Raw genomic sequence first — 19,292 nt, 5'->3', positions numbered from 1 at the left:
CGCCCTGGGAGGCGGCGTCCGAGCCGGAGCAGGCGGTCAGGCTCAGCCCGGCGGCGGCGGTCAGGGCCGCGGCGGCCAGGCGCAGGGTGCGGCGGGTGATGGTGCTGGAGCTCATTTCAGGTCCCCCAGGACGGTCGGTGACGGGCTCTGCCCGGTACGACACCCACTCTTGCCGTGGCCCTTGGCGCGGGACTGCCGCGCCGCTAACACCCGGCTAACGCCCCCGTAGGCGCCAAACCCGTGGTCGCCCGTAGGCCACGTCAGCGCGCCGGCCCGGTGACCTCCTGGGTGCCGAGGACGGCGAGCAGGTCGAGGAGGCCGGCGCTGTCGGTGCCGACCGCGGGGGTGAACCAGAGCAGCCGCTGCCGGCCGTCCTCGCTGAACAGGTTGAGGCAGTTGACCTCGATCAGGCCGAGCGTGGGGTGGATGAGGCGTTTGCGGTCGTTGCGCCGGAAGGCCACGTCGTGGTCGGCCCACAGGGCGGCGAACTCCGCGGAGGCGGCGAGCAGCGTGCTGATCATCGAGCCGGCTTCGGTGTCCTTGGCGTCCCGTCTGGCGGCCGCGGCCCGCAGGTCGGCGACGAAGGCCCGGGACTGGCCCGCGTGGTCGGCCTCGGGGTACAGCTGCCGGGCGTCGGGCTCGGTGAACCACCGGTGGATGAAGCTGGCGCGGGCGCCCCGCAGGCCGGAGTGATCGCCGAGCAGCGCCACCGCCGGCGGGTTCTGTACGAGGGTGACGTGCAGGTCGGTGATCACCTGGGCGGGGGTCGACGTCAACCGGGTGAGCAGGTCGAGCATGCCGGGGTGTACGTGCGAGGCGGATCCGCCGGGCGCGGGCACCGGGCGGTCGGCCAGGCGGTAGAGGTAGTCGCGCTCGTCAGCGGTCAGGCGCAGGGCTCGCGCCAGCGCGGCGATCATCTGCTCGGAGGGCTGGGATCCGGCGCCGCGTTCGAGCTCGTTGTAGTAGTCCACCGAAGCGCCGGCGAGCTGGGCCACCTCGTCGCGGCGCAGCCCGGGCACACGGCGGCGGGGCCCGTGGGGAAGCCCTACGTCGGCCGGGCGGATGCGGGCACGCCGTGAGCGCAGGAAAGCCCCCAACTCGGTGTATTTCACAGAACCCATGCCGTCATTCTGCGTCCGGCCGGGACGCCGGCACAGGGGATGACATCCCCTGGTTCCGCCCGCCGGTGCCGCGCATCGTGAGGACATGACCACGCACCACGCCACCCCGAAACCCACTCCCACCTCCACTCCTCCCCCGGCGGCCGGCCGGGCCGCCGTCGTCACCGGCGGATCGCGCGGCATCGGCCGGGCGGTCTCCCTCCAGCTCGCCCTGGACGGCCTGGCCGTCGTCGTGAACTACGCCCGTGACGCGGCTGCCGCCGAGAAGACGGTGGCGGCGATCACCGCCGCGGGCGGACGGGCGGTCGGCGTGCAGGCGGACGTGGCGGACGAGCACGCGGTCGCCGCCCTGTTCGACCGGGCGGAGCAGGAGTACGGCGGCGTGGACGCCGTGGTGAACTGCGCCGGCCGGCTCGCTCTGTCGCCGATCGCCGACCTCGACCTGGCGGCGCTCGACGCCATGCACCGTACGAACATCCGTGGCACCTTCGTCGTCGCTCAGCAGGCCGCCCGGCGGCTGCGCGCGGGCGGCTCGTTCGTGGGGTTCTCGACCTCCGTGGTCGGCACCCGGTTCCCCGCTTACGGGGCGTACGCGGCGAGCAAGGCGGCCGTCGAGGCGCTCACGCTGATCCTCGCCCGTGAGCTGCGCGGGCGGGACATCACCGTGAACACCGTCGCCCCCGGCCCCACCGCCACGGACCTGTTCCTCGAAGGCAAGACACCCGAGCAGATCGACCAGCTCGCGAAGACCCCGCCCCTGGAGCGGCTGGGCACCCCGGAAGACATCGCCCAGGTGGTCGCCTTCCTCACCGGCCCGGCAGGGCGCTGGGTGAACGGCCAGGTCCTGCGGGCCAACGGGGGCCTGGTGTGAGGAGCGCGAGGACGCAGCCGTACGCCGTGGTGGTCACCGGCGCGTCCAGCGGCTCCGGACTCAGCGCACGAGGCCCACCCACCTCACAAGTCTCACTCACCGCATGAAGCCCACCCACCGTATGAGGACCCCCCTACCGCACGAGACCCACCCACCGCACGAAGCCAATCCACCGCTGAAAACCCACTCACCGCTCAAACCCCACCCACCGCACCCAACTCACTCACCGCACAAGCTCTCCAAAGGAGCCCCCATGCCTTTCGCCCACTTCAAGATCCCCGCAGGCACCGTCACCGCCGACGACAAGAAGAAGATCGTCCAGCGCACCACCGACCTGTACGCGGAGATCTACGGCGAGCGGGCCCGCCCCACCACCGTCATACTGATCGACGAGGTCGCCGACGGCGGCTGGGGTGTCGCCGGCAACGTCCTGACCGCCGCCATGCTCAACGGTGACGCCTGACACCCCTCCACCTGGTGTACGAGGCCCGGAGCCGGGCCCCGGTCACCGGGCCACGCCGCGCAGCGATGGGTCACGCGAGCCGGGCAATGCGTGAATTGCCCGACTTGCCAAAGCTGTCCCGGGACATCAATTGACTGAGCCCCGATGAACCACATGCGCCCCTCCCGCATCATCATCGGCAGACGCTGCCTGGACGGCGATCGCCGGAACGGCAGACAGCTGGGCGCCGGTCCTCCGCGATCCGCGCCCGGCTCCATCTGTAGACATGGAGCGCCCATGACCAGGGCGCTCAGGGGGAGTACACGATGGCCGAGCTCCGCTCGGGAAACAGGCTCGCCGCGCTGGACGGGCTACGGCTGCTGGCCGCGCTGATGGTGGTTTTCTACCACTACGTGGCGCTCGCCCGGCCGTGGGGACACGACACCGGGACGATCTTTCCGACCGCCCACTGGGCCGCCCAGTACGGGTGGCTCGGGGTCGAGGTGTTCTTCCTCATCAGCGGCTTCGTGATCTGTATGAGCGTATGGGGCCGTACGGTGGGCGACTTCGCCGTCTCGCGGATCTCCCGCCTCTTCCCCGCCTACTGGGCCGGGATCCTGCTCACCACGCTGGCACTGAAGGTGTGGCCGGAGGTCGATTCCTTCCCGGGCTGGGACCGGCTGATCAACAACCTGTCCATGCTCCAGTCCGGCAACGACTCCCCCGATGTCGACCCGGTGTACTGGACGCTCTTCGTGGAGCTGAAGTTCTACCTGATCATGGTCGCGGTGGTGTGGTTCGGCGTCACCTACCGCAACTGCCTGATCCTGTGCGGCGTGTGGACCGTGGCCGCCGCGCTCGCCCCGGGTGCGCACACGCCCCTGCTGACCACGTTCGCGATGCCGCAGTACGCACCGTTCTTCATCGCGGGCATCGCCTTCTACCTCATGCGGCGCCACGGGCAGAACGCGGTGCTGTGGGCCCTGGTCGTCGTGCAACTGCTGCTCGCCCAGCGCTACATCGATTACCGCATGGCGACCAGTCTGGGCAAAGCCGCCGCGGCCGCCCTGCCCAGCTGGCCGGCCCGGCTCGTCATCATCGCGGGTTTCGCCCTGATCGGCGCGATCGCCCTCGGCGGCTTCGACCGGATCCGGTGGAAGTGGCTCACCACCGCGGGAGCGCTCACCTACCCGCTCTACCTCCTCCACATGAACATCGGCATGACCCTCATCCACCACTTCCGCGACCGGGTGCCTGCCCCGGTCCTAGTGGCCTCGGTGACGGCGTTCATGCTGGTCGCCGCCTGGCTGGTGCACCGTTGCGTGGAGCGTCCCCTCGGGAAGTGGCTCCGGACCACCATGCGGAAGGGCGTCGACGACGTCCGCCGGCACATCGCGCCACGGCGCAAGGCCGTCCGGCAGCCCGCGGCAGTGGTACCCGCGCCCCGTACGGGGGAGTCCGAGCCGGAACGCGCGCCGCACCGCGTACCCGAGTCGGTGCGGTAGCGCGGAGCGGCTTACGATCAGCGGCACGAGGTTGTTGAAAACGCAATCACCCCGTCGTGTCGCGGGGCCGTCCCGGGAGGGGTACGCATATGAGCACCGCCGAAGGGGAGCCGGCCGAGGCGCACCCCGCGCCCCGCTCCGCGCCCGCACCCGCCGACCCGGCCCCGCGCGTCGAAATCCTCGCCCCGCGCGACGTCCCCCTGGGCGGCCCACGGGCCATGACCGTACGCCGTACGCTGCCGCAGCGGTCCCGTACGCTCATCGGCGCCTGGTGCTTCGCCGACCATTACGGCCCCGACGACGTCACCGAGACGGGCGGCATGGACGTCGCGCCGCACCCGCACACCGGCCTGCAGACGGTGAGCTGGCTGTTCAGCGGCGAGATCGAGCACCGCGACAGCCTGGGCACCCACGCGTACGTACGGCCCGGCGAACTGAACCTCATGACAGGCGGCCACGGCATCAGCCACTCGGAGGTCTCGACGCGGCGGACCACCGTCCTGCACGGCGTGCAGCTGTGGGTCGCGCTGCCCGATGAACACCGGCACGCGGAAGCGGACTTCCAGCACCACGTGCCCGGCTCCGTACGGGTCGACGGCGCCACGGTCAGCGTCTTCCTGGGCACCCTCGCCGGAGTCACCTCCCCGGTGCGCACCTTCACGCCACTGCTCGGCGCCGAGGTCGTCCTCGACCCGGGGGCGACGGCCGTCCTCACCGTCGACCCGGCCTTCGAGCACGGCCTGCTCGTCGACCACGGCACCGTCCGCCTGGCCGGCGCGGCCCTGCGCCCGGCCGAACTCGGCTATGTCGCCCCCGGCCACGGCCGCCTCACGCTGACGAACGAGTCGGACGCCCCCGCACGGACCGTCCTGCTCGGCGGCGCTCCCTTCGAGGAGGAGATCGTCATGTGGTGGAACTTCGTGGGCCGCTCCCAGCAGGACATCGAGGAGGCCCGGAGGGACTGGATGGCCGGGTTCCTGAGCGACTCCATGACCGGCTCCGTGACCGACCGCATGACCGGCTCCATGACCGGCTCCGTGACCGACCGCATGACCGGCTCCATGGCCGGCTCCATGGCCGACCCGGCGGTCGGCTCCATGGCCAGCTCCCGGTTCGGTGAGGTGCACGGTTACGACGGCGGCCGCGGTGGCCGGCTACCTGCCCCCGAACTCCCCACGGTGGGGCTGAAGCCGCGCGGCCGGGTGCGCTGACCCCGGTCCCGCCTCACGGGGCGCCCTCCCGGCGGTGCCACAAGACGGCGCCCCCGCCGCTTGGATGTCGGTAGCGGCGGGGGCGTCATGGGCGCCAGGCCCTGTCATCGTGCGGGGTGAATCAGCTGTTGCGGCGGCGGAAGGCCTTGCGCACGAAGTGGATGATCAGCCAGATCACCACGATGATGACGACCAGGAAAATGATCAGCAGCACGATGAGGAAGATGCCGAGCTTCTTGAAGAAGCCCTTTTTCTTCTTCTTGTCCTTCTTCTCCTTCTTGTCCTTGGAGCCGAAGGCGGCCTTCGCGTGGTGGTGGAAGGAGGCCGGCGCGGCCTCCGCCTGCGCGGCCGGCGCGCCGGCGGTCTGCTGCTGGACGCTGTGGGCGACCGCCGGAGCGGGCGCCGCGGCCGCCGCGGAACCCGCCGCGCCCATCAGGCCGAGCAGCAAGGCCACGACAACGGCGGTGATCCGCCCGCTCGTTGCCCGTACGGTCCGTGCGGCGCGTACGGCCGGCGCGGCCGGTACGGCATGTTCGGAAGGCTTGCGCTCGGTGCTCATCCGGTTCCGTTTCCCCTCGTGGTTGGTGCAGGGCGCGGCACGCTGATCGAGACGCGCGTCAACCATTATGGAACCGTCACCTGGCTGGCCCGTCAGTGCGCGGCCGGACCGCGGTCGGGCACCGGGGCGTCCGCGGCCCGTACGACGCCCGTCGTCCGGACGGCCTCCCCGGCCGTACCGCCCTGTTCACCACCGTCGGCGTCACCCTTCATCGCCTTGGTCTCGCTCTTGAGGATCCGCAGCGACTTGCCGAGGGCCCGCGCCGTGTCCGGCAGCTTCTTCGAGCCGAACAGCAGGATCACCACGATCGCCACGATCAGCAGGTGCCAGGGCTCCAGTCCGTTCCGCAGCATCGCCGTCCCGCCTTTCTCCCTCTGAGCCGCCCGCCGGGCCACCGGGCCACCGGACATCAGCAGCTTGTCCGCTTTATAACTTGCTACATTGCGCAACTGTACAACCAACGGGCCGGATCGCCCGTCTTCCTCGGCACAGAGCCACGCGGGTGAGGTGCACACATGACAGCAAGCAGCCACAAGGCGACGGCCGAGAGCTCCGGACGGGCCGGGCGCGCCGGGCGAACGGGCCGCGGCAGGCGGCGGCCCCTGCGTACGGCCGGCATCGTCGCCGTCTCGCTGCTCGTACTGATCACCGCGGGGGCCGGCTGGTTCTACCTCAAGCTCAACGGCAACATCACCACCTTCGGCGCCGAAGGCGTCAGCCCACAGCGCCCCGCCGAGGGCGCCGGCGGCCAGAACGTCCTGGTCATCGGCTCCGACTCGCGGTCCGGCGACAACAGCTCGCTCGGCGGCGGCGAGGGTGACGTGGGCCGCTCGGACACCGCCTTCCTGCTGCACATCTACGGCGACAGCAAGCACGCGGTCGCGGTCTCCATACCCCGGGACACCCTGGTGGAGATACCCCCGTGCCGACTGCCGAGCGGCAAGTGGACGGCGCCGCAGCACAACGCCATGTTCAACGCGGCGTTCTCGGTCGGCGGGAGTGCCCAGGGCAATCCGGCCTGCACCCAGAACACGGTGGAGAAGCTGTCCGGCATACGCGTCGACCACACCGTCGTCGTCGACTTCGAGGGCTTCTCGAAGATGACGTCCGCGGTGGGCGGCGTACCGGTCTGCCTGCCGAAGGACATCTACGAGGGCGACCTGAACCCCAACCGTCACTCCCGCGGCGAGCGGATCTTCGCCAAGGGCCCGCAGACCGTTTCCGGTCAGCAGGCGCTCGATTACGTACGTATCCGGCACGGTATCGGCGACAACTCGGACATCGGCCGAATCCAGCGCCAGCAGGCCTTCGTCGGCTCGCTGATCAAGAAGGTCAAGGGCCAGGGATTCAACCCCACCACCCTGCTGCCGCTCGCCAATGCCGCCACCCAGTCCATGACCGTCGACCCCGGCCTGGACTCGGCCGACAAACTGCTCTCCTTCGCGATGTCCCTGAAGGACATCGACCTGCACAACACCAAGTTCGTCACCCTGCCCTGGCGCTACCAGGGCGAGCGGGTCGCCATCGTGCACCCGGAGGCGGACACGCTGTGGGCGGACATCAAGGCGGACCGCACGCTGGACGGGAAGAATGCGGGCGGACCGGGGTCGGCCGGTGCGTCAGCCTCTTCCGGGCCGTCGCCGTCCCCCTCTGCGAGTACGGGGACGGGTACGGGTGCGGGTATGGGTACGGATACAGGTACGGGCACGGGCGTCAGCGTCGCCGTGTACAACGGCACCACCGCCACCGGCCTCGCCGCCCGCGCCGCCGATCAGCTGAAGTCCGCGGGCTTCACCGTCACCGGCACGGCGACCGCCCGGGCCCAGGACCACGCGACCACCGTCGTCGAGTACGGCGCGGGCAAGGAGGCCGAGGCCAAGGCCGTCGCTGCTCGCTTCGGGGGCGCTCAGCTGGTGCCGACGGCCTCCTCGGGCGTCAAGGTCGTCCTGGGCACCTCGTACGCGTCCGATCCGAAGCTGACACCCGCTGCCGGGTCCACCGGGGGCCCGGGCCCCTCGTCAGGGGCGCCAGGCTCGTCCGGGGCGTCCGGGGCATCCTCCGGATCGTCGTCGGCCATCGCTGACAAGGCACGCTCGGCGGACGACAACATCTGCTCGGACCTGTCTTACGGGTGAGGCTCCTGAGGCTGGATCTTTCAGGGCTGAGGTGAGGCTGGATCTTTCAGGGCTGAGGCTCGGGCGGCGGCCCCTGCGCCGCCGCGTTCCGGTCGTACCGTTCCTTCGCCCACGCCAGCCCGGCCCCGTACAGCACCAGCACCGCCGCCAGCAGCCCGTAATAGAGGGGAGGCAGGGCCGCCATCCCCAGCAGCGGACCCAGCGGTGACGGCGGCAGCAGCAGTCCGATGACGGCGAGCGCGCACACCGCGATCCGGATCTGTCCGGGCGCCCGGCCTTCCGCCGAGTGGCGTCCCGTACGCAGCAGGTACATCACCAGCGCCTGCGTCAGCAGGTTCTCCGTGAACCACCCGGCGTGGAACGCGTCCTGGCTGCCCGGGTGGCCGAAGCCGTGCACCGCGAGCAGCAGTACGCCGAACGTGGCCAGGTCGGCCGCGGCGTTCAGCAGCCCGAAGCCGGTGATGTAGCGGAGCAGGTCGGCGGGGCGCAGGACCGCGGGCCGGCGCAGCGCGGCGGGGCCCGGCCGGTCGAAGGCGAACGCGAGCTGGACCGCGTCGAAGCACAGGTTCTGCACCAGGACCTGGGCCGGGAGCATCGGCAGGAACGGCAGCAGCAGGCCGGCGCCGAGCATCGCGATGACGTTGCCGAGGTTCGAGGAGAGGGTGATGCGCAGGTACGTGGCGATGTTGGCGCTGCTGCGGCGGCCCGCGACGATCGCGCCGTCGATGGCGCTCAGGTCCTTCGAGGCGAGCACCACGTCGGCCGCCTCGCGGGTCACGTCGACGGCATCGCGCGGGGCGATGCCCACGTCGCAGGCGTGCAGGGCGGGGAGGTCGTTGACGCCGTCGCCGAGGAAGCCGACGGTACGGGGCGGGGTCACGGTCCCCGGCTCGGGCTCCGGCCCTGACCCCGACCCCAGCTTCACCTTCGCCTCCGGCGCCGGCTTCGGCTCGGGGCCCGCCCCGGCCCGTAGAGCCGCCACGATCCGCGCCTTGTGTTCCGGTGTGCAGCGCGCGAACGCCGTCGTACGGGCGGCGAGCCGGGCCAGTTCGGCGTCCGTGAGGCCGTCGGTCCGGTCGGCGGTGACCACCGCGCCGGGACCGGTGTCGAGCCCGAGTTCGCGGCAGACGTGGGTGACGGTGCCCGGGTGATCCCCGGTGAGGACCTTGACGGCGACGCCGCGCCGCGCGAGGCCCGCGCACGCCGCGGCGGCGGTCGGGGCGAGCGCGTCACGCAGGCCGACGAAGCCGACGAGGGTCAGGCCGCGCTCGTCCGCCGGCGTGTAGCGGCGGCCGGGCCGGGCGGGCCGCTCGGCGACCGCGACGGCCAGCAGCCGCAGCCCGTCCGCCGTACGGTCCGCGACGAGCCGGGCCAGCCGCGCGCGGGCCGCGTCGTCCAGGTCACTGTCCTCTCCCCCCGTACGGACGCGGGCGCAGCGCTCCAGTACGGCCTCGGGCGCGCCCTTGACCACGAGCGTGTGCGCGCCGAGCCGGGAACGGATGCCGCCCGCCGGCCCCGCGTCCGTACGGACCACCGCGCACGACGTTCGCCGTACCGGGTCGAAGGGCAGCGCGGCGATGCCCTCGTACGCGAGCAGTTCGTCGAAGTCGTCCGCGGCCGCCTCCAGGACCGCCTCGTCGAGCGCGTCCGGGGTGGGCAGCTCGGCCAGCTGGAGTGTCCACAGGCTGTTGACAGCCGCCCAGTGCAGTGGCTCGGGGGCCGGCCGCCCGTCGGGGCCGAGGGAGCAGTCCAGGACCGGGCGGTCCTGGGTGAGGGTGCCGGTCTTGTCCGTACACAGCACATCGATCGCGCCGAGGTCGTGCAGCGCGGGCAGCCGCTTGACGATCACCTCACCACCGCGTGCGAGCAGCGCCGCGCCCCGGGCGAGCGCGGTGGTGACGATGACCGGCAGCATCTCGGGCGTCAGCCCGACCGCCACCGCGACGGCGAACGGCAGCGTCTCCAGACCACGGCCGCGCAGCGCGGCGTTGGCCATCAGCACCAGCGGCGGAGTGAGCAGCATGAAGCGGATGAGGGTCCAGGAGACACCGTTGACGGAGCGGTCGAAGGCGCTCGTGGGGCGGGTGGGGGGTGTGGGTGGCGTGGGGCGTACGAAGCGCACGGAGCGTACAGAGCGCACGGAGCGCACGGGTCGATTGGCGCTCGCAGGGCGCGCGTCTCCCGTGCCGCTTTCGGACGGCTGCCGGTAGGTACCGGCGAACACCGTGTCCGCGCCGGTCGCCAGCACCACCGCGGTCGCACTGCCGGAGGCTACGCTGCTGCCCTGAAAACACAGCTCAGGACGCCCGAAGAGGCCCGCACCTCGTCCAGCGGAGGCAGCCGGTCCGTCCGGGGCGGGCCTTCCCGGGCCCGGCCCGTCCGCACCGTCCCCCGGCGCCTCCACCGGACATTTCACCCCCGGCGCCTCCACCGGATATTTCGCCACCGGCGCCGACTCCCCCGTCAGCGGCGCCTGCCGTACCGTCAGCCCGCTCGCGCGCAGCAGCCGCAGGTCAGCGGGTACCAGATCGCCCGGCCCGAGCCGGATCACATCCCCCGGGACCAGCTGATCGACCGGAATCTCCCGGGCGGCCCAATCCTTCGGACCGGCCGCACCAACGATTCCCCTCGGTCCGACCGCACCGACCCCTCCCCTCGTCCCGGCCGCACCACCCGTTCCCCTCGCCCCGGCCGGATCCTTCGAGCCCCCCGCCCCCCTCCGCTGCACCGTCGCCGTAGTGGCGATCAGCTCGCGCAGGGCCGCCGTGGACCGCTCCGCCCGGTACTCGCCGCTGGAACGCAGCACCGCGCTGACGACCACCAGCACCGCGATCACACACGCCGTCCCCCAGGAGGCGACGGCGGCCGAGACCAGGGCCAGGCACAGCAGTACGGTCGTGAAAGGGTCACGCAGGCTGTGGACGAAGCGCCACGGCCGGCCGGTCGGCCGCCGCTCGGGCGCCGCGTTGTCGCCGTACCGCAGCAGCCGCTCCTCGGCCTGCGCCTCGGTCAGGCCGCGCGGCCCGCTCTCCAGGAGGCGCAGGGTTTCGAGAGCCGTGAGTCCGGGGGTGTCGCGCAGCCGGGCGCCGCTGTCTGCCCGTACGCCCGGTGGTGCGGTGGTGCGCCGGCCCGGCTCCGCCTCCCCTTCCGTACGAGCGGACGCCGAGCCCACGGCCCTCTCAGGCGCCCAGGCCACGGACGCGTCCCGGAACCGCCGGGCCGTCGGACCGGCCCGTCCGGTCGGTCAGCTGCCCCACCAGCCACCGCACCATCGACACCACATCGGGGTCGTCGACCAGGTACACCACGCGGCGGCCCTCGCGCCGCGACCGCACCAGCCCCGCCAGCTTCAGCTTGGCCAGGTGCTGGCTCACCGCGGGCAGCGCGCCGCCCACCCGCTCCGCCAGCCCGCTGACGTCGCACTCGCCGCCCGCCAGCACCCAGACGATGTGCAGGCGCGCGGGCGACGCCAGCAGCCCGAACGTCGCCGCGGCCTCCGTCAGCACCTCGGCCGACGGATCCGCCACGTCCTCGACGCCACTCGTCACAGCCGCTCTCCATCCGCCTGGGGCCGCCCAGGGACGGCCCGTGCCCCCGAAAGGTCCCAGTCTAGGTGCCGGGCCCCCAGGCGCCCGGGCACTCCCGTACGGAGAAAGCACCGTGCGTACGGAGGAAACCCCGTGCGTACGGAGGCGGCGGCCCCAGCCCTTGTGCCCCCTTCCCACCCCTCACCGCGAAAGCCCCGCCCCCGAGCCCGAAAACCCCGCCCCCGAGCCCGAAGGCCCGGAGCCGGGGCTCCACGATGTGCACGGCGCGGTCGGGGGAAACGGCATCGGGGGGACCACCGTTTCCCCCGATGGTGGACCGGGCCCCAAAGTCCGCGCCGCTGTCAGGGGGGAAGCGTGCGGCGTGGACCCCGCAGTGGGGCTCTGATCCCGTGCCCCGCGGATTCCTGCCAGATCCGCCGGGCACGTCCCCATCCTGCTCCGCACGCCCCTTACGGAACGCAGGCAAAGGACCTGCCTCCAGGGGCCTTTGGTCCCTAAAGTCCCCGTCAGCGCGCGCGTCACGGTGCGTAACGGCCGTACGTCTCCGACGCGCCTCCGCCCACGCGCCGCCCGCGGGGCCCCGTCCCGCCTCGCCCCGCCCTGCCCCCGCCCCCCGTCCCACCGGCTCCACCCCTGTTGCGGAAGTGGTTACACTCACCCGGTCTGCACGCTGGGGAAGGGCGGGCAGGAGCTGCCGTAGGGGAGACGGGGACAGTCAGATGGCGCAAGCGAAGAAGATCGCGCTGTACGTGGTCATCGTCTTCGTCCTGTACACGATCATCACGTCCCCGGCACGCGCCGCCGATCTGGTGCAGATAGGGTTCGAGGGCATCTCGTCGGCCGCGCATGGTGTCGGCGAGTTCATGACCCAGCTGATCTCGTAGGGCGCCCTGACGGCGCGGCCCGGAGCCGTACGGACCGGGACGCACGGGCCGGGGCGTACGGTGCGAATCGGCCACGGGCCGACCGTACGGAGGACCGCCCAGTGATACGCCACCTGGTTCTTTTCAAGCTCAACGACGGTGTCGGACGCGATGAGCCGCGGGTCGCGGCCGGCGTCAAGGCGTTCCAGGAGCTGGCCGACCAGATTCCTGAGCTGGAGTTCTGGGAGTGCGCCTGGAACATCACGGACCGGCCGATCGCGTACGACTTCGCCGTGAACTCGGCCGTGGCCGACGCCGACGCCCTCAAGCGCTATATCGAACACCCGGCCCATCAGGCTGCCGCCGGGCAGTGGCGCGAGTTCGCCACCTGGGTGATCGCGGACTACGAGTTCTGAGCAGCGGCTCACGCCGCGCGCACGCCCCTCCCCCTGCGCCCTTCCCTGCCTCCCCCGCCCCTCGTCCCGTCCCACGGGCGAGGGGCTTCCGCATGACCGGTCCCGGCCGTGCGTACGCCTCCCGTCGATCAACTCTGCGATCAACACGGCGTTTCGCGGTGCTTGCACACAGTGCACATGTCTTGTGATGCTATGACCGCTTTTGCCGGTTGAATGGACTGAGAAGGGTGGCGTGCCCGTGACGGCCCGAACTGCGCCCAAGGCGCCATCCCGCGAGAGCAGGAGCGCGGACACGCGGGCACTCACGCAGGTGCTGTTCGCCGAGCTCACGAGCCTGGAGCCGGGCACGCCCGAGCACGCCCGGGTGCGCGCCGCCCTGATCGAGGCCAACCTGCCCCTGGTGCGGTACGCGGCGGCACGTTTCCGCAGCCGCAACGAGCCCATGGAGGACGTCGTCCAGGTCGGCACGATCGGCCTGATCAACGCCATCGACCGCTTCGACCCCGGGCGCGGCGTCCAGTTCCCCACCTTCGCGATGCCCACCGTGGTCGGCGAGATCAAGCGCTACTTCCGGGACAACGTGCGCACCGTCCACGTACCGCGCCGCCTCCACGAACTGTGGGTGCAGGTCAACGGCGCCACGGAGGACCTGACCGTACTGCACGGCCGCTCCCCGACGACCGCGGAGATCGCCGAACGGCTCAAGATCGGCGAGGACGAGGTACTGGCCTGCCTGGAGGCGGGCCGCTCGTACCACGCCACCTCCCTGGAGGCCGCGCAGGAGGGTGACGGCCTGCCGGGGCTGCTGGACCGCCTCGGGTACGAGGATCCGGAGCTGGCCGGGGTAGAGCACCGGGACCTCGTACGGCATCTGCTCGTCCAGCTCCCGGAGCGCGAACAGCGCATCCTGCTTCTCCGTTACTACAGCAACTTGACGCAATCTCAGATCAGCGCCGAGCTGGGGGTGTCGCAGATGCACGTGTCGCGGCTACTGTCGCGGAGCTTCGCACGACTGCGGTCCGCAAACAGGATCGAAGCCTAACCGGGACGGGCGACCCGTTCCTGCACAGATATATCGACAAGGCGCTACAGCGTGTTGCCGACATGTGACATTCTGCAGGAACCGCGTTTGCCGTGGCGTCGCCTCCGGTATTCAGGTGGAGGCATAAGTTCTCGGTTCCGCCGCGGACCGAGGGCGCCGCAGCGACCCGACCGCGACCTCAAGGGGGTGGCATGTCCGTAGAACTGGGCAGCTCGAAGGTGCTTCCCGCGATTCCCGCGCCGGCACCACATGTGCACGACGACGACGCTCTCAACACCCGTACGCTCTCCCGCTCCCTGTTCCTGCGGCTGGCCACGCTCGACAAGGACAGCCCGGAGCGCACGTACGTACGCGACACCCTCATCGAGCTGAACCTGCCGCTGGTGCGTTACGCGGCGGCACGTTTCCGCAGCCGCAACGAGCCGATGGAGGACATCGTCCAGGTCGGCACGATCGGCCTGATCAAGGCCATCGACCGTTTCGATTGCGAACGCGGCGTGGAATTCCCGACGTTCGCGATGCCGACGGTGGTCGGTGAGATCAAGCGTTTCTTCCGCGACACCTCGTGGTCGGTACGCGTTCCGCGCCGCCTCCAGGAGCTGCGCCTCGCCCTGACGAAGGCCAGCGACGAACTCGCCCAGAAGCTCGACCGGTCCCCGACCGTCACCGAACTGGCCCAGTGCCTGGGCGTGTCCGAGGAGGACGTCGTCGACGGCCTGGCGGTGGGCAACGCCTACACCGCCTCCTCGCTCGACTCCCCCTCCCCCGAGGACGACGGCGGTGAGGGCTCCCTCGCGGACCGCCTCGGTTACGAGGACAGCGCGCTCGAAGGCGTCGAGTACCGCGAATCCCTCAAGCCCCTGCTGGCCAAACTCCCGCCGCGCGAACGCCAGATCATCATGCTGCGCTTCTTCGCCAACATGACCCAGTCCCAGATCGGCGACGAGGTCGGCATCTCCCAGATGCACGTCTCCCGCCTCCTCACCCGCACCCTGGCAACGCTGCGCGAGGGCTTGATCTCGGACTGAGCCTGGGCGGGCCTTGGCCAATCCCGGCCTGCCCCCCGGACAGCCCCGGGATATCTCGGACTGCCCCCGGACAGCCCCGGGTTATCTCGGACTGCCCCCGGGCTTCCCCCGGACTGCCTCCGGGCGGACCGCCGTCCCGGTACAGCCGGCAACGGCCGGTCACCCGCCCCGTCCCCGTACGGGCCGACGCCCTGCCGTACCGGGCCTATGCAACTGACGCGCCGTCAGTGACACTGGCCCGATGCGACGGACCACCAGCGCCTTGCGTACCGCTCGTACCGCTCGTACTCCCCGTGCTGCCCGCACTCCTCGCGCCGGCCATCCTCCCCGCGCCGCCCGTGCTGCCCTCCCCGTCACCGCCCTGTGCCTGGTCACGCTGCTCTGCGCCTGCGGCAGCGACAGCGCCCGCGGTCACGCCGCAGTGGGCGCCGCCGGCCCCGCGGACGGCCGGTCCCCGACGAGCCCGGTACCCCCGCACGACGGGATCACCCTCACCCCGCTGGACGGCACCGGCGACCCCGCCACGGAACCCGGCTCCGCCACCCCGGGCCATACCCCCGCCTCGCGCCCCCCGACGAGCCCGGGCACTCCCCCATCCGCTCCAGGACCCCACGTCTACGACAACGCCCGCAGCGCGGACCGCGACACCACTCCCACCACTCCCCCCGCAGCCTCCCCCACCCCCAACTCCCCGCCCAGACGCCCGCAGGCCCCACCCCCCGGCAGCCCACCCGAACGCCCCGCCACCCACCTTCCCACTCCCAACCCAACCTCCCCCAAGCCCAAACCCACACCCGCCCCCACACCCAACACCCCACCCCACCTCACCACCACCCCCATCAAACGCACCAACGCCGAAGTCCGCTGGTGCGAAAACGTCTCCCTCACCCTGCGCAACACCGGCGACCGCCCCGCCACTTCAGGAACCGTCACCTTCAACACCCACATCATCGGCGCCCTGGGCATCGACTGGACCACCAGAACCACCACCCACTCCCTCCCCACCCCCATCACCGGCCACACCCACCGCACAGCCACCTGGCGCGTCTGCGTGGCGGCCTGGCGCGTACCTCTGGGGATGCATATCGAGACCCGGGATGCAGATGTCGTCTGGCGCTGAGTTCGACCACCCCTGGATGCGCGACGCGTTTCGTTCCGTCCCCCGGGGGGCGTTCGTTCCTGACACCGTCTGGGTGTGGCATTCCGATGACGACCGGTATCACCCTGTCGCCCGCGCCGACGACGAGGAGCAGTGGGTGGGGATGGTGCACCATCCCACCGAGGCCGTGGTCACGCAGGTGGATGACGGCCGGCCCGTGTACGCCGACGGTACGGGTGAGCTGCCCACCAGTTCGATCAGCGCGGTCAATGCCGTACTGACCATGCTCGCCGCCACCGACCCTGAGCCCGGCAGCCGGGTGCTGCACATCGGTACGGGTACGGGGTACGACTCCGCGCTGCTGTGCGAGCGGGTCGGTGACGCCGGCCTCACCACCGTCGAGGTCGACCGGACCCTGGCCGACGCGGCCCGCGCGCGGCTGTTCGGCCTCGGCTACCGGCCCCGCGTGGTCTGTGCGGACGGCGAGCGCGGCCATGCGCCGGACGCGCCGTACGACCGCATCCTCTGCACGGCGTCGTTGTCCCGCGTCCCCGCCGCGTGGATCGCCCAGTCCGCGCCCGGCGCGCGCATCGTCACACCGTGGAAGTCCACGCTCCAGCCCGCCGGCCTGGCCGTCCTGACCGTCTGGGACGACCGCCGCAGTGCCACCGGCCGTTTCGGCGTGCCGCTGACCTTCATGGACCTGCGCGGCCAGCGCCGCCCCGGCACCCCGCTCCCGCGCGTCTACACACCGCAGCGCTGGAGCGAGAGCCGGTACGGCACGACCGCCCTCCCCCCGGACTTCCTCGACGACTTCCATGCCCGTTTCGCCCTCGGTCTCCAGTTGCCCGGCGTCCACGCGACCCGTGCGGCAACGTCGGGCGCCACGCCCGCCTGGTGGCTGTCTACGGACACTGCCTGGGCGTACGTGTGCGCCGGGGAGGCGTACCAGTGGGGCGACCGGGAACTGGCCACCGAGGTCGAGCGGGCCTATGAGTGGTGGCTGGGGGCGGGCAGGCCGGAGGTGTTCGACTTCGGTATCACGGTGGGCAGCGGGGGTGGGGGCGGGGGCGGTGGTAGTGACGGTGGGGGCGGTGGTGGGCAACGGACGTGGTTCAGGTATGCGGACGGGCCGAGCTGGCCCGTAGGGCCGTAGGCCGGTGCGCTCATGACCCGGCAGACGTCTTGGCCCCCCATGATGTGATGACGCCGTGAACCGTGCCCTCGAAGACACCAACCGCCGGATGCTGCGGGCCCGGGATGCGATGGACCGCGCCTACGCGCAGCCGCTGGACGTTCCCGCCCTGGCCCGGATCGCGCACGTCTCGGAGGCGCACTTCTCCCGTACCTTCCGGGCCACGTTCGGTGAGACACCCCACCGTTACCTGCAACGACGGCGCGTCGAGCGGGCCATGTTCCTGCTGCGCGAGACCGACCGCAGCGTGACGGACATCTGCTTCGAGGTCGGTTTCGGCAGCCCGGGCACCTTCAGCCGTACCTTCCGCGACATCGTCGGCCGGTCCCCGCGTACGTACCGGAAGGAGGCGGTGGCCACGGTCGTACCGACGTGCTTCGCGATGGCGTGGATGCGACCGAGCGCCGGGCCTCCGGCACCGCTGCCCGCTCCCCGCACAGGGCCCTGACCAGGCCGACTGAGCAGTTTTGGATAAGTTTCCGTCGCGTCCGCTCACTAACGTGATGTGCATGTTCAACGCCATCACGCAATCGCAGATATACGTCCTCGACCAGGACGAGGCCCTCGACTTCTACGTGGGCAAGCTGGGCCTGGAGGTCACCGCCGACATCGACATGGGCTTCATGCGCTGGCTGACCGTCAGCGTCCCCGGCCACCCGGAACGCCAGATCCTGCTGGAGAAGCCGGGCGCGCCGGCGATGTCCGAGGAGACGGCGCAGCAGGTCCGCGAGCTGGTCACCAAGGGGGCGATGGGCGGCTGGCTGATCCTCACCACGGCCGACTGCCGCAAGACGTACGAGACGCTGCTGGCCCGTGGCGTGGAGTTCACCGAGGAGCCCACCGAGCGCCCGTACGGCACCGACTGCGGCCTCCGCGACCCGTTCGGCAACCGGATCCGCTTCACACAGCCGAAGCAGGGGTGAAGTGCGGGGCCTGAGGGTCGGCCCCCGAGAGAGTGTCAGGGGCGTCAGCCCGCAGGCTGACCACTGACGCGACCGGAGGCTGATTACTTCCGCCCACCTGCTCATTACCTTCAACTCCTGTTGCTACCGGCGCATCCAGCGCGGTTCTGAAGGCAGGAATGACAGGGGTGACAGGGGTGACAGGGGTGGTGGGGGTGGTGGGGATGTCAGGAATGACAGGAACAGGAACAGGGAGCAGGGGGCGGTGCATGGCCGGGAAGCCGCAGCACCGGGACACGTTCGGATGGTCTCGGTCTCGTCGGAACGGCGCGCGTACCGGGGCGGCACTCGGTGCAGTCGCCATGGCCACCGTGGGCGCCTTGGGGGCCCTGGCCACCACCGTGGCCCTCGCCGGGCCGGCGCAGGCCATGTCCGGCGGCACGCAGCTGCCCCGGCCCGGCGCCGCGCCCTGGCTCGCGACGCTGGCTGTGAAGGGTGACGGCCCGCTGCTGGGGCGGGCGTCCTGCGGCGGTGCCCTCATCGCCCCCGACCGCGTCCTCACCGCGGCCCACTGCGTGGACGGTGTGGACGTACAACGCGTAGAGGTCCACCTCGGTTCCGCGGTCCTCTCGCAGGACCCGGGCACGGTCCGGGACGTACGCAGCGCCACCTTGCACCCGCGCTACACGCTGCTCCCGTCCCCCGCCGCCCCCGACCGCCCGGAACTCTCCTCCGCGGCCTACGACATGGCCGAAATCCGCCTCAGCGCCCCCGTAGGCGGCGTCAACCCGCTCCCCGTCGCCCGGCACCGGCCACGCCCCGGCACCCCCGTCTCGATCTTCAGCCACGGCACCACGGCCGCCTGGGATCCGTCCCGGCCCGGCAAGGACATCCGCGGCGACGTACTGCGCCGGGGCGACCTCACCGTACGCAGCCACGCGCACTGCGCCGCCCAGACCCCGGCGGTGGTGGACGAAGCCTCGGTCTTCTGTGCCCGGGACCGACAGGCCGCGCGCCCGGAACGTACCCCCACCACCATGTGTTTCGGCGACAGCGGCAGTCCGCTGGTGACCTGGGGACGGCGCGGCCCGGAGCTGGCCGGCATCTTCAGCTTCGCGGGTGAGACCGCCGGGAAGGTCTGCGGTCAGCCGGCGGATGCGGCGTTCGCCGACGTACCGGCGCTGCTACCGGAGTTGCCGCCGAAGCCATAGCCGGAGCCATAGCCGAAACCGCAGCCGAACCCGGCCCTGCCCGCCCCCACCCACACAGCAGCGGCAGCAACAGCAACAGGCCGAGCATGACCCACCGCCGACAGAAGAAACTCACGAAGCGCCTGATAGCGGCCGCCCTGCTCG

General features: G+C 71.5%; 19 protein-coding genes. 14 read left to right on the top strand and 5 right to left on the bottom strand.

All coding sequences use genetic code 11. The annotated features are described in order from the left end of the window. Nucleotides 1-260: 260 nt before the first annotated feature. Nucleotides 261-1,121 carry a helix-turn-helix transcriptional regulator gene (locus AB0L45_RS07335; protein WP_365837028.1) on the bottom strand — a complete coding sequence of 287 codons (861 nt, stop codon included), beginning with the start codon at nt 1,119-1,121 and terminating at the stop codon, nt 261-263. An 85-nt stretch (nt 1,122-1,206) separates the two neighbouring features. On the opposite strand from AB0L45_RS07335, the gene AB0L45_RS07330 reads away from it, so the two are divergent. The 4 genes from AB0L45_RS07330 to AB0L45_RS07315 all read left to right on the top strand — a co-directional run bounded on the left by AB0L45_RS07330 (nt 1,207) and on the right by AB0L45_RS07315 (nt 5,150). Then, nucleotides 1,207-1,992 carry an SDR family oxidoreductase gene (locus AB0L45_RS07330; protein ID WP_365837026.1) on the top strand — a complete coding sequence of 262 codons (786 nt, stop codon included), beginning with the start codon at nt 1,207-1,209 and terminating at the stop codon, nt 1,990-1,992. A gap of 253 nt (nt 1,993-2,245) precedes the next feature. After that, nucleotides 2,246-2,455, top strand: a complete 210-nt coding sequence (locus AB0L45_RS07325) for a tautomerase family protein (protein WP_365837025.1) — start codon at nt 2,246-2,248, stop codon at nt 2,453-2,455. A 305-nt stretch (nt 2,456-2,760) separates the two neighbouring features. Continuing rightward, nucleotides 2,761-3,939, top strand: a complete 1,179-nt coding sequence (locus AB0L45_RS07320) for an acyltransferase (protein ID WP_365837023.1) — start codon at nt 2,761-2,763, stop codon at nt 3,937-3,939. Between the two features lie 218 nt (nt 3,940-4,157). Continuing rightward, nucleotides 4,158-5,150, top strand: a complete 993-nt coding sequence (locus AB0L45_RS07315) for a pirin family protein (RefSeq protein ID WP_365837068.1) — start codon at nt 4,158-4,160, stop codon at nt 5,148-5,150. Nucleotides 5,151-5,271: 121 nt separating this feature from the next. Here the strand turns inward: AB0L45_RS07315 and AB0L45_RS07310 are convergent, their stop codons facing one another. Both AB0L45_RS07310 and tatA read right to left on the bottom strand, forming a co-directional pair. Then, nucleotides 5,272-5,775, bottom strand: a complete 504-nt coding sequence (locus AB0L45_RS07310) for a hypothetical protein (protein ID WP_365837021.1) — start codon at nt 5,773-5,775, stop codon at nt 5,272-5,274. Nucleotides 5,776-5,801: 26 nt separating this feature from the next. Next, a complete protein-coding gene (tatA, locus tag AB0L45_RS07305) occupies nt 5,802-6,062 on the bottom strand; it encodes a Sec-independent protein translocase subunit TatA (protein ID WP_365837019.1) in 261 nt (86 codons plus the stop codon). 162 nt (nt 6,063-6,224) lie between these two features. Between tatA and AB0L45_RS07300 the strand changes: the two genes are divergently transcribed. After that, nucleotides 6,225-7,844, top strand: a complete 1,620-nt coding sequence (locus AB0L45_RS07300) for an LCP family protein (RefSeq protein ID WP_365837017.1) — start codon at nt 6,225-6,227, stop codon at nt 7,842-7,844. A gap of 46 nt (nt 7,845-7,890) precedes the next feature. On the opposite strand, the gene AB0L45_RS07295 is transcribed toward AB0L45_RS07300, so the two are convergent. Both AB0L45_RS07295 and AB0L45_RS07290 read right to left on the bottom strand, forming a co-directional pair. After that, nucleotides 7,891-10,923, bottom strand: a complete 3,033-nt coding sequence (locus tag AB0L45_RS07295; protein WP_365837066.1) for a cation-transporting P-type ATPase — start codon at nt 10,921-10,923, stop codon at nt 7,891-7,893. 100 nt (nt 10,924-11,023) lie between these two features. Next, nucleotides 11,024-11,392, bottom strand: a complete 369-nt coding sequence (locus AB0L45_RS07290) for a metalloregulator ArsR/SmtB family transcription factor (RefSeq protein WP_030017600.1) — start codon at nt 11,390-11,392, stop codon at nt 11,024-11,026. A 719-nt stretch (nt 11,393-12,111) separates the two neighbouring features. On the opposite strand from AB0L45_RS07290, the gene AB0L45_RS07285 reads away from it, so the two are divergent. From AB0L45_RS07285 to AB0L45_RS07245, 9 genes are all read left to right on the top strand, one after another. Next, nucleotides 12,112-12,276: a hypothetical protein gene (locus tag AB0L45_RS07285; protein ID WP_365837015.1), complete on the top strand. Its 165-nt coding sequence runs from the start codon at nt 12,112-12,114 to the stop codon at nt 12,274-12,276. A gap of 101 nt (nt 12,277-12,377) precedes the next feature. Beyond that, a complete protein-coding gene (locus AB0L45_RS07280; RefSeq protein ID WP_365837014.1) occupies nt 12,378-12,671 on the top strand; it encodes a Dabb family protein in 294 nt (97 codons plus the stop codon). Nucleotides 12,672-12,903: 232 nt separating this feature from the next. After that, nucleotides 12,904-13,713, top strand: a complete 810-nt coding sequence (locus AB0L45_RS07275) for an RNA polymerase sigma factor SigF (protein WP_030017598.1) — start codon at nt 12,904-12,906, stop codon at nt 13,711-13,713. 191 nt (nt 13,714-13,904) lie between these two features. Beyond that, nucleotides 13,905-14,741 carry an RNA polymerase sigma factor SigF gene (locus AB0L45_RS07270; protein ID WP_365837013.1) on the top strand — a complete coding sequence of 279 codons (837 nt, stop codon included), beginning with the start codon at nt 13,905-13,907 and terminating at the stop codon, nt 14,739-14,741. Between the two features lie 241 nt (nt 14,742-14,982). Beyond that, a complete protein-coding gene (locus AB0L45_RS07265) occupies nt 14,983-15,861 on the top strand; it encodes a hypothetical protein (RefSeq protein WP_365837011.1) in 879 nt (292 codons plus the stop codon). Between the two features lie 73 nt (nt 15,862-15,934). Continuing rightward, on the top strand, nt 15,935-16,996 hold the full coding sequence (locus AB0L45_RS07260; RefSeq protein WP_365837009.1) for a methyltransferase domain-containing protein: 1,062 nt from the start codon (nt 15,935-15,937) through the stop codon (nt 16,994-16,996). 55 nt (nt 16,997-17,051) lie between these two features. Continuing rightward, complete coding sequence (locus tag AB0L45_RS07255; RefSeq protein WP_365837007.1) at nt 17,052-17,483, top strand: AraC family transcriptional regulator; 432 nt, start codon at nt 17,052-17,054, stop codon at nt 17,481-17,483. A 61-nt stretch (nt 17,484-17,544) separates the two neighbouring features. Further along, a complete protein-coding gene (locus AB0L45_RS07250) occupies nt 17,545-17,958 on the top strand; it encodes a VOC family protein (RefSeq protein WP_365837005.1) in 414 nt (137 codons plus the stop codon). Nucleotides 17,959-18,299: 341 nt separating this feature from the next. Next, a complete protein-coding gene (locus tag AB0L45_RS07245; RefSeq protein WP_365837003.1) occupies nt 18,300-19,148 on the top strand; it encodes a serine protease in 849 nt (282 codons plus the stop codon). Nucleotides 19,149-19,292: the final 144 nt, after the last annotated feature.

This window comes from Streptomyces sp. NPDC052496 (assembly GCF_040679095.1).
In the GTDB taxonomy this organism is placed as follows: Bacteria; Actinomycetota; Actinomycetes; order Streptomycetales; family Streptomycetaceae; genus Streptomyces.
Note: the sequence above shows the minus strand (reverse complement) of the source record. Positions and strands in the feature narration are given on the sequence as shown.

Coding starts and splice junctions, on each gene's coding strand:
- AB0L45_RS07335 (WP_365837028.1), bottom strand. CDS start 1,121: ATGGGTTCTGTGAAATACACCGAGTTGGGGGCTTTCCTGCGCTCACGG.
- AB0L45_RS07330 (WP_365837026.1), top strand. CDS start 1,207: ATGACCACGCACCACGCCACCCCGAAACCCACTCCCACCTCCACTCCT.
- AB0L45_RS07325 (WP_365837025.1), top strand. CDS start 2,246: ATGCCTTTCGCCCACTTCAAGATCCCCGCAGGCACCGTCACCGCCGAC.
- AB0L45_RS07320 (WP_365837023.1), top strand. CDS start 2,761: ATGGCCGAGCTCCGCTCGGGAAACAGGCTCGCCGCGCTGGACGGGCTA.
- AB0L45_RS07315 (WP_365837068.1), top strand. CDS start 4,158: ATGACCGTACGCCGTACGCTGCCGCAGCGGTCCCGTACGCTCATCGGC.
- AB0L45_RS07310 (WP_365837021.1), bottom strand. CDS start 5,775: ATGGTTGACGCGCGTCTCGATCAGCGTGCCGCGCCCTGCACCAACCAC.
- tatA (WP_365837019.1), bottom strand. CDS start 6,062: ATGCTGCGGAACGGACTGGAGCCCTGGCACCTGCTGATCGTGGCGATC.
- AB0L45_RS07300 (WP_365837017.1), top strand. CDS start 6,225: ATGACAGCAAGCAGCCACAAGGCGACGGCCGAGAGCTCCGGACGGGCC.
- AB0L45_RS07285 (WP_365837015.1), top strand. CDS start 12,112: ATGGCGCAAGCGAAGAAGATCGCGCTGTACGTGGTCATCGTCTTCGTC.
- AB0L45_RS07270 (WP_365837013.1), top strand. CDS start 13,905: ATGTCCGTAGAACTGGGCAGCTCGAAGGTGCTTCCCGCGATTCCCGCG.
- AB0L45_RS07265 (WP_365837011.1), top strand. CDS start 14,983: ATGCGACGGACCACCAGCGCCTTGCGTACCGCTCGTACCGCTCGTACT.
- AB0L45_RS07250 (WP_365837005.1), top strand. CDS start 17,545: ATGTTCAACGCCATCACGCAATCGCAGATATACGTCCTCGACCAGGAC.
- AB0L45_RS07245 (WP_365837003.1), top strand. CDS start 18,300: ATGGCCACCGTGGGCGCCTTGGGGGCCCTGGCCACCACCGTGGCCCTC.